Source organism: Aquiflexum sp. TKW24L (genome assembly GCF_023502205.1).
Taxonomy (GTDB): Bacteria; Bacteroidota; Bacteroidia; order Cytophagales; family Cyclobacteriaceae; genus Cognataquiflexum.
The window spans coordinates 1-17,636 of record NZ_JAMFLG010000006.1 but is presented as its reverse complement, the minus strand read 5'-3'; the positions used below and the strand labels follow the sequence as shown (position 1 = coordinate 17,636).

Here is a 17,636-nt window from a genome sequence, read left to right as displayed (position 1 = left end):
CATGCCGGAAATATCCAACCCCACCGATAACCTGCATCTAAGGTCAGAGGAAGTCCAAGAGATCATTGCTACACCTCCTACCTGGCTGGTCCGCTGGGGAATTACCATTGTATTTATCCTTATTTGTCTGGTTCTTTTTTTGTCATTTTTGATCAAGTATCCGGATTATGTACAGGCAAAGGTATTGGTGACTACAATGGAACCCATTGAGCGGGTAGAAGCAAGGGTATCTGGCCAAATTGAAAAGTTATTTGTAGGGAATAGGCAACAAATCCAAGCCGGTCAGCCATTGGCCGGATTGAAAAGCACCGCAAAATTGGATGATTTGTTGATTCTTAAGAGAACTATAGAATCCACTCCTTTTGGGAAAGACAATGATTATTTTTTTCCGATAGATTCTCTTTCAGACCTTGTTTTTGGGGAAGTTGAAATTGCCTATCTGGAATTTGAAAGGGCATATATGGAATATTGGTTGCTGAAGGAGCTGCAACCACACAAAGGTCAGTTGGAAGGCAATCAGATATCCTTAATAGAAATCAATAACAGGATCAAAAGTCAGATCTCTCAAAAGGAATTATTGGAACGAAGGCTTAGGCTTGTAGAGATTGACTATGAGCGTAACAGAGGACTACACAAAGATGGGATTATTGCTGACAAAGACTTTGAATCCAAGGAGATAGAATACCTACAGATGCAAGAGCAGGTCAATAACATGGTCATTGCGATATCCCAAATGCAGGAAGCACTCAGTATGGCCAACCAAACCCGGCGAACCACCGCAATCGAAAAGCAGGAAGAGGAAACACGTACACTTAAAAATATGGTACAATCCTACCATAGCCTTAAACGCGCCGTGAGAGACTGGGAATATGCCTATCTTATGACATCCTCCATAGATGGCATTGTTAGCTTTCAGAGAATCTGGGGAACCAACCAACAGGTCAATTCGGATGAACTCGTCTTTACTGTTCTTCCGGAAAACAAAACCGAATTTTTGGCTTCGATGAAAATACCTGCCCAAAATGCGGGTAAGGTACAAGTGGGGCAGCGCGTCTTGATAAAGCTGGACAATTATCCATTTCAGCAATTCGGGGCTTTGACGGGAAAAATTACAAACATCTCTATTTCCCCTGATGATGAATTCAATTATTTGGTTTATGCAAACCTGCCAAAGGGTACGATGACTTCCTACAAAAGAGAAATCCCATTTGACCAGGAGCTCTTGGGAAATGCAGAAATCATCACAGAGGAATTGAGTGTTGCCGAAAGGCTTTTTTTCAAGTTTAGGTCATTGATCGTGTATTGATATGAAACCGAGCGCTACAATAACATTACGAAAAATAGTAATGGCAATTGTGCGAGGTTCCATCTGTCCATTATAAAATAAAATTTAATCAGATGAAATTTGTACAGACTTTCTGGATTGACAGTGGGAAGAATCCTTTGGAATCACCATTTGGTTGGTGCAGTGCAAAATATCATCTCATGAGCTGGGCACTTAGTAGCCTTCAGTTGACTAAATTTTATACCGAAGTAGAATTGATAACGGATTCGAAGGGAAAAGAACTTTTGGTAGATAAGCTCAAATTGCCCTATAAGAATGTCAGGGTAGAATTGGATGACTTGGATTTTGATTGCAGCCCACAACTGTGGGTAATGAAAAAAATATATTCTTATACCCTCCATGATGAACCGTTTCTAAATGTTGACGGTGATGTTTTTATTTTTAAACCTTTTCCTAAACATGTTTTATCAGGTGGTTTAATTGCCCAAAATATTGAACAGGATTTTGACTACTACAAAGAACTTGTCAATTTGGTTAATAACTCCTTTGACTTTGTCCCGATTCCCATAAAAAGACAGATTGAAAGCCTAATACCCATTCAGGCAAGTAATGCCGGAATTTTGGGAGGAAATGATTACCGTTTTTTTTCAGCTTATTACAAGTTTGTTCTTGACTTTGTTAAAGAAAACAAGGAAAAAATCAACCAATTGACCCCTTCCCAAATGGTCAATTTCAATGCAGTGGTAGAGCAGTATATCTTTCATTGCCTAAGCAGTGATAGGAATGTGGAGGTAAATTACCTGCTAGATACTGTTTACGATCCTTCTTTTTTCGAAGCCTTTGCCAATTTTCACTATTTGCCCAATGACATTTCATTTATGCATGCTTTGGGGGACTATAAGAAAAACGGATGGGTTTGTGACCAACTGGCAAATAGACTGAGGATCGAGTATCCTGAATATTATTATAGAATCCTCAGACTCTTTGAATCCCAAGGGAGCGATTTCGTTGAAAGCGACAATTCCGGTCTTTCAGAGAAACCTCATACAGAAGGTGCAAGTTTAAAAGAGAAATATTTGGCAAAATCTGAGGGTGAAAGGTTTTACAGAACTGAGCAAATCATAATGTCTACATGTGAAAAGGCAGCAATCTCTGTGGATATTAGTGGGTTCACAATTTTTCAGTATAAAGAATTTTTGGTTAAGGAATTGATTGATTCCAACTTTGTTGCCTGTCTTGATGATGTATTTGGGTTTGAAAAAGAGAAAATGAGGTTAATCCAATCATTGCCCTCAGATGAGATTATTTGGGAAAATGAAGCTAAGTGCATTGACGGGGCAAATCTGGTATTCCAAGAAAACAATTTCCTAGAAAGTGCGGAATTAAGGCTATCTCCATTCTGCAATACCATAGAATCAGAATGGGATTGGGCACAAAACCATGTATTGTTTACCCGTGTCAAAGGGAATAGTTTTGAAAATAATCTCCTGATTCCACCACATTACTACCAAACCTTATTACTGTTTGATAAGCATCATGGAGAAATAATCGAATACCTGCTAGGACCTATTGAAGCTTATCTTTTGTCGCTTCTTTCCAAAGATGATTTCCTTCCTATTTTTCAGGTCTTTAAAGAAATGAATTCATTTTTTGAAAATACTGGGGAACAGCAAATCCTGGTTTATCTGGAAGAAGCGATCAGGTTTATGGGATATAGCGGTGTATTGATTTTAAGGTTGCCTGAAAAGAATACTTGAAATAGGCAGGAGAAAATCTGATGGAAATCAGCCTTTTTCTATGACGAGTATTCATATGAGGATTAATTCAATTTATGGTTTCTTAGGTTATTTTTAAAGATTATTTACTTGATATGGCTATACACAAATATATCGAGCGGTTGGAACAGATGGATCAGATGATTAGTATGAAAGCCACTGGAACAGCTAAGGAATTTGCGGATAAACTTGGGATAAGCCGGAGTTTGATGATGCAGGAGTTGAATGTTCTTAAGGAATTGGGAACGGAGATTGAATATGATAAAAAGAGGCAAACCTATTTTTACAAGAAGAGAATGAAGCTCTTTTTTGGTTTTTTGCCCAAGAGTGATGACACCCCAAAAGATTTTTAAAAAAAGAACTTAGAGTGCTGTATTTCTGGACTCTGCCAAAGTACCTTAGTTGAATTAATCCATTCTGATAAATCTTGTCAAGAGACGGTATCGAGATTACATTAAAATCTAAAGAGAACCACACCATGATCCCTAATTGATTGATTCAATTTCATGGTTATCAAAATATTCTGTCGCGATGAATGGTCACATTCTCTTGGTGACCTTAATGTCAGGAGTTTCAAAAAACTTATAAATTTTAAAAACATGAAAAAGTTAAGTTTAGAAATGCTGAGGCTCACTTCTGATGAAGTGCTTCAAAGAAATCAGATGAAACATATCGTTGGAGGAACCTCTACATGGCATTGTAGATGCGGAAACGATGGGCCTTGGTTCACTGTTTGGACTGATGGTGATCCAACAGCAGCAACTCATTGTTCGGGTGGAGCTGGATCAACTTGTCGTCCTGCTCCTCAACCGTAAGATGAAAAAAATGGGGCATTATTTTCTATGCCCCATTTAATTTTTAGAAATCAATCTGATCAATCAGTTCCTTAATGTTTTTAAATATTATTAGATTAAATCTCTCTTTTCCTATGACCATAAATCATCTTTTTCAGAAACGAATTTTTCTTATTCTTATATTAATTATTGTTATTTTAAGTTGTGACCGAGGCAAAAAAGAATCTAATCCTAAATTGGAAACCATACATGTTTCTAACAACGTAAGTTCTGAATTGTTTTTACCGGAAATAGCAGAATCGATAGAATTTATTCCTTTGGAAACCATAAAAAATGGGCTTTTAGGTTATGTTTTAGATGTTCAATAACTAGAAGACCAACTATTTATTCATGACTCCTATAAGATTTCCGTTTTTAACATAAAGGGAAATTTTTTAAATATTCTTGGAAAAAGTGGTGATGGACCTGGGGAATATGGTATTATTTATTCTGTGGCTATTGACCATTCATCCGGTTTGATTTATGTTGCATCAGAAAGGAAACTTCAAGTTTATAATTCTAATCTACAATTTATTAAAGAAAAAAAATTTCCTATACTTCTACAATATATCAGTATCTTAAATAATAGGCCAATCATAATTTCTGAGACATTAGGGACAAAGGTATTTAATGGTTTCGCGAACCAGACTAATCTTTTTGAATTGGATAGTGATTTAAAAATTGTTGATAGTCTTCAAATCAGAAACGTAGTTCTCCCGGAAAGAATCATTTCCGGTTATCCTTTTAAACATTACATATCTGTAGTAGAAAAAGATAATTTTTTATATAAGCCTGTCCTAACTCCTGAAAATTTGATACGGGATACATTGTATAAAATTAATGGTAAGGAATTGATACCCCATATAAAATTAAAATTTGAAAAACCTCAATCTTTGAATAGTGAGGGATTCAAAATTACTAATGTATACAACATTGTAAACTCAAAATCATATTTGTTTTGCGAATATGAAAATGAAAATCAAATAATGTTGTTTTTGTTCGACAGGAAAAAAAAAGTAGGATATAATTTAAAAGGCGGAATTAGAGACAGTGATGGAGAAAAGGTTTTGTTAAGGCCTCTTGATTTGTCAAAAGACATATTCTACTTTGTCAAAGAGGTAAAATATGAAAACTCTAAAACAGAAGAGAGTAATCCTATAATCGGGATTGTGAAGCTTAAATGAGGTTACCTAGAACTAATTGTGTTAATTTTTGAACTTTCCATTCTTTTTATTTATAAGTTTAAAGCATTCCCCTTTTTCCAATCAACACGACTATACTGACCGCTGGGTAAATTGCCAAGCTGATTATCCTTCCGAGAATAGGGACATTTCTGATTCAATAAGGAAAAGAAAAATATTTTTTTTTAAAGAAGCGAATGAAGCTCTTTTTTGGATTTTTGTCCAAGAGTGATGACACTCCAAATGATTTTTAAAAAAAGAACTTAGAGTGCTGTATTTCTGGACTCTGCCGAAGTACCTTAGTTGAATTACTCCATACTGATAAATCAAGTCCAGAAAAGGTATCGACATTACATATCAATCTGAAGAAAGACACTTCATGATCTCTTATTGATTGATTCAATTTCATGGTTTTCAAAATATTCTATCGCGATGAATGGTCGGAAGCTCTAGCTGACCTAAATGTCTGGAGTTATAAATAACTTATAAATTTAAAAAACATGAAAAAGTTAAGTTTAGAAATGCTGAGGCTCACTTCAGATGAAGTGCTTCAAAGAAGTCAGATGAAGAAGATTACAGGTGGGTATGGGTGGAGCGTTTATTATTGTAAATGTATTAGTGGTAACGACACATTCAATCCTAATGCAGGGTATTTTCCCAGTATGAATGCTGCGATAAGTTTTACTTTAAATAGGTGTGGAGGAAGTGGTGGTTGTGTTTTACAATAAAACATGGAGTGATTATTAATTTTTTTGGCCATATTTATGTCTATTTTAGGTATGGCCATCTTAAATTCCTTTCTCATTTGTTATTTTCTTTTTCGAAAGATTATAGAACATAAGATTGGTTTTTTTTCCAATTTTCAATAAAACCTAGGTACAGCTGGTCTTGATTTTGGGATCATTTTTGGTATTGACAGACAGAAGGAGGATAGGAGGCTATTAAAATTTCAAGGACGAATATACCTTATAGAAAATTAACTTAAATATGTTATTTCATGAAAAAAAACCTAAAATAAAACCTTAAAAAAACATGAACTTCCGGGTTTTGAAAAATTAGCGGACTACTCTGTTACGCTCCAATCAAATCAAATGACTATGATTTCCGCCCAAGACCAATTCATCACCGAGGTCGAAGGCAAACTGATAATTTCCAATTCGGCCTTCAATACCATCATTGTCTATGATATGGCAAAGGATTCCTTGTATCAGGTGAATTATGAAAACAAGCTTACCAAAAGCGGCAAAACAGGAAAATACATTACGGAGGTGGAATCCGAAAAGGATTTTAACAATGCAATGAATGAAATCAGTCAGGAAATCAATTTTAGATCTCCAGTTTGGGACAGCAAAAACCAACGATACTATAGGTTCTCATTTGAAGCCTTGCCTAAAGAGAATCTTCAGGATGAAGAAGAAAAAGCCAAAAGTAAAGTCTACCTGACGATTTTGGATCAGGACTTCAAAGTCTTGGGAGAAACCTTTGTCAAAGAACTACAAAGCAGCCCCGCAAAGCATTTCGTCAAAGACGGCAAAATCTGGATCTATGAAAATGTCGATGATGAGCTTGCTTTTCTGAGGCTGGGAATCAACTAACCAGCAACCCTCCAAGGGTTTTGAACCCTTGGAGGGTAATTATTTTTTGGATTTCTACCACCATCAGACTAAATTCGGATAAACCAATCCCCATGTCAATTTTTCCTTCCAAAGCCCGCTTGGCACATATCGTTTTTGAACACAACGATAGAGCATCCCGTAATTTTGACCTGACTGTTTTGATCTTGATTTTAGCAAGTGTGACAGTAGTCATCTTGGATTCGGAGCCATCGATCAACAGACAATACCACAATGAGTTGTATATTTTGGAATGGATTTTTACAATTCTTTTCACGATGGAATATGCCCTTAGGCTTTGGCTAAGCAGTAGAAAGTGGGGATACGTCACCAGTTTTTATGGAGTCGTAGACCTTTTGGCCATTATCCCGAGTTACCTCAGTTTGTTTCTGTTGAATACCCAATTTTTGGTCGTCATCCGCGGGTTGAGGTTGTTGCGGGTTGTCCGGATCCTGAAACTTGGCCGCTATGTCAAAGAAGCAGAAACCCTAAAAAGTGCACTTAGAAGCAGCAGGACAAAAATCCAACTTTTTGTTGGTTCTGTTTTGACGATAGTATTGATCGCAGGAACTGTGATGTTTATTGTGGAGGGACCCACAAGTGGATTTACGAGTATTCCGATGTCCATGTATTGGGCGATTGTGACATTGACCACAGTCGGTTATGGAGACATTACTCCTGTTACAGCATTGGGTAAATTCATCTCAGCAGTGATCATGTTGTTGGGTTATGCGATTATCGCTGTACCGACGGGGATTGTAAGTTCTGAACTGACCCAAGCCAAAAGAGACCAAGCAGACGGGAAAAAGAAAAAATGTCAGGACTGCAATAACTGGAATGAATTGGATGCGAATTATTGTAAAGTGTGCGGGGAATTATTGAAGGGGAATTAATCTTCCAAAGCCACAAAAGTCATCCTATAATCACCGGCTTTCCCGTAAATGTAAAGCTTGTTCTTTTCGATCTGATATACTTTTGCTTCTTTGAGGTATTCTAAAAAATCATAATCAAATTGTACTATGGGCAAAGTATTTCTTGCCGGATTGGGTAAAAGTTCAATCCCATTATCAGGAACATGAAAAGAAATGTTTCCCTCGTTTTCAATGTAACATCCCGTGAATTTCTTCCCAAAACTGATGGCTTCAAAAGTAAAATCTGATTGACAACTTTCAAACTTAGAAGGGATTTCAGTGAATGTCAGAGTGACTTTATATAAGTTATCCCAATCCTCTCCATTTAGTGCAAAGTCGGCAACTCTCGCAAGGCAGATAAGATGATCCAATTTTCCATCCTTCAAGTTTTGAAATCCGGCCAACTCCCAAGTTCTCAAAAAAGAGAACTCCCCTTCTTTATCAGAAAGGTCAAAGTCACAAACCCCACGCTTCCTTTCCTCTCCCGGTTTTTCAATAACTTCTTCGGTTATCACTGGATTATTATCCCTGATGCAGGAAAAATTGATAAAGACCAGAATTAGAATTGATAACCGTCTCATAGCTGATGTCTGAATACAAGCAAAAAACGTAAGTCTACGTCAATTTATTACATTTTCTTTCATGGTCAAAAAAAATCCCTTCAGAATTTATCAGAAGGGATTTAGAATCAGGCGTTTTCCTCGCCTTCTATAAATTGCTTTTGGATTTCATCTACTTCCTCTTCTTTTTTAGGAGAAAGTTCTTCTTTGAAAAATTTCCCTTGGAATATCAGAATGATGGTAACTCCCACAAATATCGATGCATCCGCGATATTGAAAATCGGCCAAAGAGCGGTATAGCTCCCGCCCCAGACAGGTACCCATTCTGGGATAAATCCTTCCCAGATATCAATGTAAAACATGTCAATCACCTGACCGTGAAGCCAAGGTGTTGGAGCGTTGTAAGGTGCATTGTTTAGCCATACTCCATAAAACACGCTGTCAATCAAATTACCGATTGCTCCCCCCAAAATCATGGAAATGCATACGATGTAAGCGGTATGTAAATTCTTTTGGATGATGTAGTAAAGGTAATACCCGATACCGAACATGGCGATCAACCTGAATGAAGTCAACATCAACTTACCATATTCAGATCCCAATTCCATTCCAAATGCCATTCCAGGATTGGTGGTGTAGTGCAGCTTAAACCATTCACCAATCACCTTAATCTGACCCGGAGTTCCAAAATCCATCTCGTAATGGACGAGCATTTTAACTGCCTGATCTATAATAATCACCAATAAGGCAATTCCAAAATATTTTAAATACTTCATCGATAGCATTATAAAGCCACAGATTTAAGGAATTTTTGTAGAATCTCCCCTATCTGTGGCGTGTTTATTTAATTTTATACTTTCTGTACTTTAACCGTCAATTCAAAATCGTCCATATCAAGCAGGGTTCCGTCACTTACTGAACCGTTGACTTCCAACGAGAGCGCCTGCGTTTCGGTTTGGATATAAGAAGCAAAGTTTTCCAAAGCGCTATTGACCATGTCATCGTGCTTGGCGACTTTGATGGTGATTTTGTCCTGAACTTCGAGTCCCATGTCCTTGCGCAGATTTTGGATCCTGTTGACCAAGTCTCTTGCGATTCCTTCCTGTTTCAACTCCTCAGTCAAAGTCACATCCAAGGCAACCGTCACACCATAATCAGATGCAACAGACCAGCCTGGGATATCCTGTGAAGAAATCAATACATCTTCTAAGGTCAAATTCACCGTTTCCCCATCCAAGGTCATATCAAATAAACCATTTTTTTCAATGGATGAAATTTCTTCTTTTCCCCAAGCATTGATCGCGGCAGACACTTGCTTCAGTTTCGGTCCAAAACGTTTTCCAAGAAGCGCAAAATTCGGCTTAACGGATTTTACCAAGATTCCCGAGGTATCGTCGATGTATTCGATGTGCTTGATGTTGACTTCTGATTTGATCAAGTCATCCACATGTTGGATCTGCGCTTTTGTTTTCTCATTCAAAACAGGGATTAAGACTTTTTGCAAAGGCTGTCTGACTTTGAGTTTTTCCTTTTTCCTCAATGAATGGACCAAAGAAGAAATATCCTGCGCCAACTGCATGCTTGCTTCTAGGTCTTCTTTGATCAGTTTTGGATCAGCAGAATTCCAATCACCCAAGTGGACGGATTCAGGCAAAACCTGTCCGGCTTCTCTGCTGCTTTCAATGAGGTTTTGGTACAACCAATCTGCATAGAACGGCGCAAAAGAAGACATCAACTGAGTCAGCGTGGAAAGACATTCATGTAAAGTCTCATAAGCCGCCTGTTTGTCTTTGTTGATTTCTCCTCTCCAGAATCTTTTCCTTGCCAACCTTACGTACCAGTTGGAAAGTTGGTCGACGGTGAAGTTCATGATCGCACGGGTTGCCTTGGTCGCATCGTAATTGTCCATGGCGGCCTCTGTTTCGGAGATCAGGGACTGAAGCTTGGAGATGATCCATTGGTCCAATTCCGCTCTTTCGATTACAGGTACTTTTTTGGCCGGATCATAGACAAAATGATCCAAGTTGGCATACAGCGCAAAGAAATTATAGGTGTTTTGGAGGGTACCAAAGAACCTTCTTTGTACTTCGGCCACGCCATCAAGGTTGAATTTGAGGTTGTCCCATGGATTGGCGTTGCTCAGCATGTACCACCTGAGCGCATCCGGGCCATATTCATTCAGGGTTTTGAATGGATCCACAGCATTGCCCAATCGCTTGGACATTTTGTTGCCGTTTTTGTCCAAGACCAAACCGTTGGCAATGACGTTTTTGAATGCAACAGAATCGAAGAGCATCCCGGAAATGGCATGCAAAGTAAAGAACCAACCCCTAGTCTGATCCACGCCTTCGGCAATGTAATCTGCAGGATAATTGGCTTTGAAGATTTCCTCATTTTCGAATGGATAATGCCATTGTGCATAAGGCATCGCACCGGAATCAAACCAAACATCGATCAAATCCGGTTCACGGAACATTTTTTCGCCTTTGGGAGAAACTAATACCACCTCATCCACATAAGGACGGTGGAGGTCAATTTCTTTTCCCTCAAAAGGAGAAGCTTTCATATATCCTTTGGAAATAGACTTAGCCATTTCTTCATTCAGTTCGGCGATCGAACCGATACACATTTCTTCTATTCCGTCCTCTGTTCTCCAGATCGGAAGCGGCGTACCCCAAAATCTGGAGCGGCTCAAATTCCAATCCACCAAATTTTCTAGCCAGTTTCCGAATCGGCCTGTTCCCGTAGCTTCCGGTTTCCAGTTGATGGTTTTGTTCAGCTCGACCAATCGGTCCTTGTACGCTGTGGTCTTGATAAACCAACTTTCCAAAGGATAATAAAGGATTGGCTTGTCCGTCCTCCAGCAATGCGGATAAGTGTGTTCGTATTTTTCTACTTTGAAAGCCTTGTTTTCATTCTTCAAAATAATGGAGATGATCACGTCGGTGCTTTTGTACTCCTTGTTGCTCTCATCATCTTCGAGGTAATTTTTGACATAGAAATCATTCGCTCCCAATTCCTTGTGGGCGCTGATGCCATGTTCTTTCATTTTTGCAGCGAGGTATTCACCAACGACAGCCAAGAATTTTCCTTGTCTGTCTACGACAGGAATGTCATTTCCTAAGTCGTCTTTGACAAATACACCGGGTATATTTTGTTGTACCAAAGTCCTAAAATCGTCCGCACCGAAGGCTTTTGCCAAGTGCACAATTCCGGTACCGTCCTCTGTCGTCACATAATCGCCCGCCACTACCGTAAATGCCGGATGCGGCAAAGCCAAACCTGCAATCGGGAAAAGTTGCTCATATTCCCAACCCAACAAATCTTTGCCTTTATATTCTTCTATGATCTCATAAGGGATCAGTTTGTCTCCGGCTTTGAAATCCGCCATGGCGATTTCCTGCGCCTTTGGATTGAGGTAAGCGCCCATTCTGGCTTTTGCCAAAATGACATTTGCCGGTTCAAAGGTGTAGGGATTGAAAGTCCTGACTTTGACGTAATCGAGTTTTTCGCCGATGGCCAAAGCCGAGTTGGAAGGCAAGGTCCAAGGCGTGGTCGTCCAGGCAAGGATGTAGGTATTGTCCTGTCCTTTGACTTTGAACTGTGCCGTGATGGAAGTGTCTTTGACGTCCTTGTAGGTGCCGGGCTGATTGAGTTCGTGCGAACTCAGACCTGTACCTGCCGCAGGAGAAAAAGGCTGAATCGTATATCCTTTATATAGTAAGCCTTTGTCATAAAGCTTCCTCAAAAGGCTCCAAAGACTTTCGATGTATTTAGGCTCGAAAGTGATGTAAGGATCATCCAAATCCACCCAATAGCCGATTTTCTCTGTGAGGTCATCCCATTCATGTTTGAAACGCATGACCGTCTCGCGGCATTTTTGGTTGTATTCTTCGACAGAGATTTTCTTTCCGATATCCTCTTTGGTGATGCCAAGTTCTTTTTCAACCTGCAATTCAACAGGAAGTCCGTGTGTATCCCAACCGCCTTTTCTTTTGACCTGGAATCCTTTGAGCGTTTTGTACCGGCAGAAAATATCTTTCATCGTGCGCCCCAACACATGGTGAATACCCGGCGTGCCGTTTGCGGAAGGCGGTCCTTCAAAAAAAGTGAAGGTTTCGAAACCATCTCTGTTGTCCACAGATTTTTTAAAAATGTCATTCTCTTTCCAGAATTGGAGGATATCAACTCCTATTTTGGGATAATCAACTTGTTTGAACTCTTGGTATTTTTTCACGGTATTCCTTGAGGTTTATTTTTTCCCAGCCAAATCTCCTAATTTCTGAATTGATCCTTGGGTGGATATGTCTATATCAAAAGAGCCAAATAACTAACCCTTTCAAAAGCAGGCACAAAGTTAAGAGATTTTGGGCGAATAGGGATAGCTTCCCGCAGAATTCAGGTTTTTGACAGATAATTTTTGGTTTGAATTAATTTTTCAAAATGAGAAAAGCTTAAATTTAGAATTGTAACATCCCTGATTTTTGTGAAAAAAAGTGTTTTAACCCAAACCGATACGCAACAGTTGATCGAGAGAGCCCATAATTTGAATCCTGTTACGAAAGCCAATTGGGGTCTGATGACCGCTACCGAGATGCTTGTCCACTGTAATTTGGCCCATCAGGGAATTCTCAAAGCTCCCAAATCTGACAAAAGTGCGACATTCAGACAGCTGATGTTCAAGTTTATATTTTTCAATATCAGAAGTGAATTTCCAAAATTGGCCAAAGGTCCAAAGAGATTTCAAACAGCAGGAAATGCTCCCGACGCTTCTTATGAGGAAGAAAAGTCAAAATTTGTGCATATCCTGAGTAAATACCCCCAAATAGATTACACATTGGAAGCGTCTCATCCTGTTTTTGGACCTCTGACACATCAGCAATGGGGAATATTTGTGTGGAGACATGTGGACCACCACCTCAGGCAATTTGGAGTTTAAAAATCAGTTTGGTCTGTCAAAATCACGTTCCCGGCAGGGCAATACCTTTGACCCGTCTATACAGTGACAGGGCATATCGGTCTGTCATTCCTGAGATAAAATCAACCAATGCCCGAAGCAGTGGATAGGGATTGACTTTTATTTCCCAACCGTCTAAAGGAAAATCCTCAGGCAACAATCTCAAGATACTTTTGTCTTTACCTGAGTAAAGCTCAGTCTGATAGAATTTATGGTTGAGTGCTTTTGAAAACACTTCCAGCAATCCCTCCAAAACCTGAAATCCCGCGGCTTCTTTTTCCAGAACAGGTTTGGACCTGTAGATTTTTTTCACAGAAAGTTTAGATATTTTTTCGAGCGCACTTGCTGAGGGAATGATGTCAGTCAATGCCTTGTCAAAATCTCCCGTGAGCATCGCCTCTTCATTGGCACAAAAAGCTTCAACCGCTTCGGTGATCAGACTTCCGATTGTCATGGCCCGAAGTATGGCCAATTTTTGGGCGTCGGTTTTGTATTTCTCTAATTTTTCAGGTTTGAATTTGTCCCCCAAGATCTCAGCAAGCAATGCGATGGTTTGGTCGATACTCACCAAACCCATGGTGCAGCCGTCTTCAAGGTCGATGATACTGTAACAGATATCATCGGCGGCTTCTACCAAAAAAGCCAAAGGATGTCTCAGCCAACATTCCGCATTTATTTTTATCAATCCCAATTCTGAGGCAAGTTGGGCGTAGTCTTTTTGTTGGTCAGAAAAGAAGCCGAATTTCTTCTGACTTCTGCGGTTGTGGTCTCTTTTAAAAATGTGTGATGGTCTTGGATACTTGGTAAATGCCGCGAGAGTTGCATACGATAGTTTCAATCCATTGTCCTTGGAAACCAACATCCTAAATCCCTGCGCATTTCCCTCAAAATTTGTCAGATCATCCCATTCATATGGTTTGACATGGGAATGCCAGATGTAGCCATAAGGATGGTGCTTGAAAAAATCTGAGATTGCCTCCTCCCCAGCATGTCCAAAAGGTGGATTTCCGATATCATGTGCCAAAGCCGCAGCTGCCACGATGGCACCAAAATCTGAGGAATGGATTCCTTTTTCTGCGAGTTGAGGATATTTTTTGATCAAATATTCCCCTGCTGACTTTCCCAAAGACCTTCCTACGCTCGATACTTCAAGGCTATGGGTAAGTCTGGTATGGACAAAATCATTTTCAGGAAGGGGGAAAACCTGAGTTTTATCCTGAAGATTTCGAAAGGGTGCTGAGAAAATAATCCTGTCATAGTCGATTTCAAACTCACTTCTAAAAGATTCAGAGGCACCAATATCTTTTTTGGAAGAATCAAACCTATCCGAACTCAATAATTTTTCCCAATTCATCATTGCCAAAAATACTAAAGCTATATGTTTATAAGGCTAATATTGATCGAAAAAATAACCAAGTTTCCAACCTTCAACATTGATAGCAATTGGTATCGCTTGAAATTCATCATGATTTGAGATTTCATGAAATTATATATATTTTCAGTCATAGCGATTTTACGATTTTAGCTATTCATAAATGTCAGATCGCAGACTTAAAATCATTTTTTGCCATTGATATAATTCAGCAAATCAAGCTTCAGTAATTGCCCTACTTTCGAACGAATTGCCTGAAAAATGAAGCGTTTATTAATCTTTCTCTTATTTGTGAATATTGGAATTGGCTTTGGGCAGTCACCAAAAAAAGACTTGCCCCCTCTCATTGCCGATAAAATCAAAATGGAGATCAAGCTTGACGGGGTGTTGGATGAACCAATCTGGCTGCAGGAAGGATGGGCTACCGATTTCACTCAGTTCTTTCCTTCTGACACTTCTCTTGCAAAAGTGAAGACAAAAGTGAAAATAGCCTTTGATGACAAATTCTTATATATCGCTGCTATCATGTACAATCAGGGGCCCCGTACGCCCAAAGAATATGTAAGCACCTCACTCAGAAGGGATTATCGAGGCGAGCAAAACGATGGTGTCAGCTTTGTCTTTGACACCTTCAACGATTACAGCAGTGGTTTTCAATTTGGCATTAACCCATTTGGCGTACAGCGGGAATCCCTGATAGCCAATGGAGGCATGCAGTCCAGCGACCTCAACCTCGCTTGGGACAACAAATGGTATTCTGAGGCAAAGATTTACGAAGACCATTGGATCATCGAGGCAGCCATTCCTTTTTCTACCCTGAGGTATAATGACGGCGCCAGCAATTGGAATGTTAATTTTTACCGAATCGACAGCAAATACAATGAAAGGAGTACTTGGTCACCGATTCCCAGAAACTTCAATGTCATCAATTTAGCATTTAATAGGAAACTGATCTTTTCTGAGCCTCTCAAAAAGGAAGGCACCAACCTGTCGCTGATCCCTTATGCGGCAATGGCAACGGATAGGAATTTTTTAGAAGGGACTTCCAATCCTTTGACACCGACTTTTGGAGGCGATGCCAAGATCGGGGTGGGTCCGGCATTGAACCTAGACCTCACGGTCAATCCGGATTTTTCGCAGGTAGAAGTGGACGAGCAGGTGACCAACCTGGACCGATTTGAGATCTTTTTCCCTGAGAGAAGGCAGTTTTTCCTTGAAAACGCCGACTTGTTTGCGGATTTTGGTGCAACCAACCTCCGCCCGTTTTTCTCCAGAAGGATAGGTGTGGACAGGGATGAAAATACCGGCCAAAATGTGCAGAACCAGATCCTGTTTGGAGGGAGACTCAGTGGAAAATTGGATGACAATTGGCGGATCGGAGCCTTGAACATGCAAACAGCCAATGACGAAGAAAGGGGAATTGTTGGCAAAAACTTCTCAGTAGCAGCAGTTCAGAGACGGGTTTTTACTAGGTCAAACATTGGGGTCATCTTTGTCAACAGGGAGACTTTGAATGAGCAATTGGACATCCCATTGTTCAATGACAGCCTATCGAATAGATTGATCGGCGTGGATTATAACCTTGCCTCCAAGGACAACAAGTGGACGGGTAAGTTCTTTTACCACAAAACTTTCGAAAAAGAAGATTTAGACAATACTGCCACCGCCCATGCAGCCTTGAACTTTGCCACTCCAGCAATTGCCGCATCGGTGGCTATTTCGCAGGTTGGGGAAAATTACAATCCTGCAGTGGGTTTCACACCTAGAAATGATTACAAAAGGGGTTTTGCGACTTTTGCCTACCAGTTTTTCCCAAAATCAAAGCTGATCAACAGGCATGGTCCCGGTTTTGAAACAGAGACATTATGGAATGAAAGTCTCGGCATTACAGATGGGCAGCATGCCCTATTTTATAGAATCCAATTCCAATCCCTGTCCACTTTGACTGTCACTGCCGGCAACCGGTATACTTACCTGTTTTCGGATTTTGATCCTACCAGGACCGGAGGGGAACCGCTCTTGGCCGGAACGGATTACAACAATTTCTTATGGGGGTTTAGGTATATCAGCAATCCACGAAATAAGTTTAACGTCTCGTTGAGGGGAGAGATTGGGGAATATTTCACGGGAAATATCAAAACCTTGCAGGGTACGATGAGCTGGAGAATGGGCTATATTGCCAATATTTCGATGAACCTGAGCTATAACAATATTAGGCTTCCTGAGCCTCAAAATGATGCCGATTTATTCCTTATCGGGCCAAGGATAGATCTGACATTTACCAAAACACTGTTTTGGACAACCTTCCTTCAATACAACAATCAGATTGACAATATCAACATTAATACACGAATCCAATGGCGGTATGCACCTGTTTCGGATCTTTTTATTGTATATACTGACAATTACTTCCCTTCGACTTTTGTATCCAAACAGCGGGCTTTGGTGATGAAGCTGAATTATTGGTTTAATATTTAGGAAAGGATTATTTGGTTAAGGATTATTTGGTTAATTGTTTACGATCTATCTTACTAGAAACAAAAAGATATAATGAATATTGGGTCAAAAATCCACATTAAGAAAGATTGGTCTGCTGACTTAGTGAATAATTCATAATTCTAAACTGAATTATTCTAGCTGATTTTTAGAAAATTCAATAAAGAAGATTATCACAGGAATAAAAAGTAAAAGGGGAAACATAAATATAAACCAGCCCGAAATTCCTGAACCTGCATTTGATCCTGTATGGAAAGAAAAGTATTCCACTACGACAAACATGATCAGGATATTTAGTTTAAGCCATCTCCATAACCTTTTATTTATCTGGCTCAAGACAGGCGCTTTTTCTTTAGTGATTTCCACTGCAAAATTCCCTTGTTGCACCCTCCGATTGTAAAGAGTCAACCCCACATATAAAATCGTGGCGACAAAAGGAAGAGAATAGGTCATTTTGCTAGCCCAATATTCATTTGGATTTGAAAAGAAATCATATCCCTCAGGGGCTAATTCAAAACTTTGATGTTGGAAAAAATAAGTCTCTCCCCAGAGAAGGATGAGTACCAATAAACTCACCACCTCCACGGCGATATCCAATCTAGACACATTGGCATTTCTGAAGGTTTGCAAGCTTTCTTTCATTTTTATTAAAG

At 39.6% G+C, this 17,636-nt stretch carries 14 protein-coding genes and 2 pseudogenes; 11 read left to right on the top strand and 5 right to left on the bottom strand.

What is annotated here, in order from left to right:
* Position 1: 1 nt before the first annotated feature.
* From M3O96_RS05575 to M3O96_RS05535, 9 genes and pseudogenes are all read left to right on the top strand, one after another.
* The gene (locus tag M3O96_RS05575) at positions 2-1,306 is read left to right on the top strand and encodes an HlyD family secretion protein (protein ID WP_249719314.1); all 1,305 of its coding nucleotides are present in this window, start codon (positions 2-4) and stop codon (positions 1,304-1,306) included.
* A 92-nt stretch (positions 1,307-1,398) separates the two neighbouring features.
* Positions 1,399-3,042: a DUF6734 family protein gene (locus M3O96_RS05570; protein WP_349630833.1), complete on the top strand. Its 1,644-nt coding sequence runs from the start codon at positions 1,399-1,401 to the stop codon at positions 3,040-3,042.
* A 113-nt stretch (positions 3,043-3,155) separates the two neighbouring features.
* Complete coding sequence (locus M3O96_RS05565; protein WP_249719312.1) at positions 3,156-3,413, top strand: HTH domain-containing protein; 258 nt, start codon at positions 3,156-3,158, stop codon at positions 3,411-3,413.
* 246 nt (positions 3,414-3,659) lie between these two features.
* On the top strand, positions 3,660-3,875 hold the full coding sequence (locus M3O96_RS05560) for a hypothetical protein (RefSeq protein WP_249719311.1): 216 nt from the start codon (positions 3,660-3,662) through the stop codon (positions 3,873-3,875).
* Positions 3,876-3,949: 74 nt separating this feature from the next.
* Entirely contained in the window at positions 3,950-4,222 is a 273-nt protein-coding gene (locus M3O96_RS05555; protein WP_249719310.1) for a hypothetical protein, read from the top strand.
* A gap of 15 nt (positions 4,223-4,237) precedes the next feature.
* Positions 4,238-5,077, top strand: a pseudogene (locus M3O96_RS05550) (DUF4934 domain-containing protein); the annotation flags it as partial.
* A gap of 497 nt (positions 5,078-5,574) precedes the next feature.
* A complete protein-coding gene (locus M3O96_RS05545) occupies positions 5,575-5,802 on the top strand; it encodes a hypothetical protein (RefSeq protein WP_249719309.1) in 228 nt (75 codons plus the stop codon).
* 300 nt (positions 5,803-6,102) lie between these two features.
* Positions 6,103-6,669 (top strand): annotated as a pseudogene (locus M3O96_RS05540) (DUF4221 family protein); the annotation flags it as partial.
* Positions 6,670-6,761: 92 nt separating this feature from the next.
* Complete coding sequence (locus tag M3O96_RS05535) at positions 6,762-7,580, top strand: ion transporter (RefSeq protein WP_249719308.1); 819 nt, start codon at positions 6,762-6,764, stop codon at positions 7,578-7,580.
* Here the strand turns inward: M3O96_RS05535 and M3O96_RS05530 are convergent.
* The 3 genes from M3O96_RS05530 to ileS form a co-directional block, all read right to left on the bottom strand.
* Entirely contained in the window at positions 7,577-8,179 is a 603-nt protein-coding gene (locus M3O96_RS05530) for a hypothetical protein (protein ID WP_249719307.1), read from the bottom strand. The genes M3O96_RS05535 and M3O96_RS05530 overlap by 4 nt on opposite strands.
* Before the next feature lie 107 nt (positions 8,180-8,286).
* Entirely contained in the window at positions 8,287-8,934 is a 648-nt protein-coding gene (locus M3O96_RS05525) for a lipoprotein signal peptidase (protein WP_249719306.1), read from the bottom strand.
* A 74-nt stretch (positions 8,935-9,008) separates the two neighbouring features.
* Positions 9,009-12,395 carry an isoleucine--tRNA ligase gene (gene ileS / locus M3O96_RS05520; RefSeq protein ID WP_249719305.1) on the bottom strand — a complete coding sequence of 1,129 codons (3,387 nt, stop codon included), beginning with the start codon at positions 12,393-12,395 and terminating at the stop codon, positions 9,009-9,011.
* Positions 12,396-12,644: 249 nt separating this feature from the next.
* Here ileS and M3O96_RS05515 point away from each other — a divergent pair, with 249 nt between their 5' ends.
* Positions 12,645-13,097, top strand: a complete 453-nt coding sequence (locus M3O96_RS05515; protein WP_249719304.1) for a DUF1569 domain-containing protein — start codon at positions 12,645-12,647, stop codon at positions 13,095-13,097.
* A gap of 22 nt (positions 13,098-13,119) precedes the next feature.
* Here M3O96_RS05515 and M3O96_RS05510 read toward each other — a convergent pair whose 3' ends face one another.
* On the bottom strand, positions 13,120-14,472 hold the full coding sequence (locus tag M3O96_RS05510) for a deoxyguanosinetriphosphate triphosphohydrolase (protein WP_249719303.1): 1,353 nt from the start codon (positions 14,470-14,472) through the stop codon (positions 13,120-13,122).
* A gap of 276 nt (positions 14,473-14,748) precedes the next feature.
* Between M3O96_RS05510 and M3O96_RS05505 the strand changes: the two genes are divergently transcribed.
* Complete coding sequence (locus M3O96_RS05505) at positions 14,749-16,965, top strand: DUF5916 domain-containing protein (protein WP_249719302.1); 2,217 nt, start codon at positions 14,749-14,751, stop codon at positions 16,963-16,965.
* A 150-nt stretch (positions 16,966-17,115) separates the two neighbouring features.
* Here the strand turns inward: M3O96_RS05505 and M3O96_RS05500 are convergent.
* The coding region (locus M3O96_RS05500) for a hypothetical protein (RefSeq protein ID WP_249719301.1) at positions 17,116-17,636 on the bottom strand (521 nt) is incomplete at its 5' end.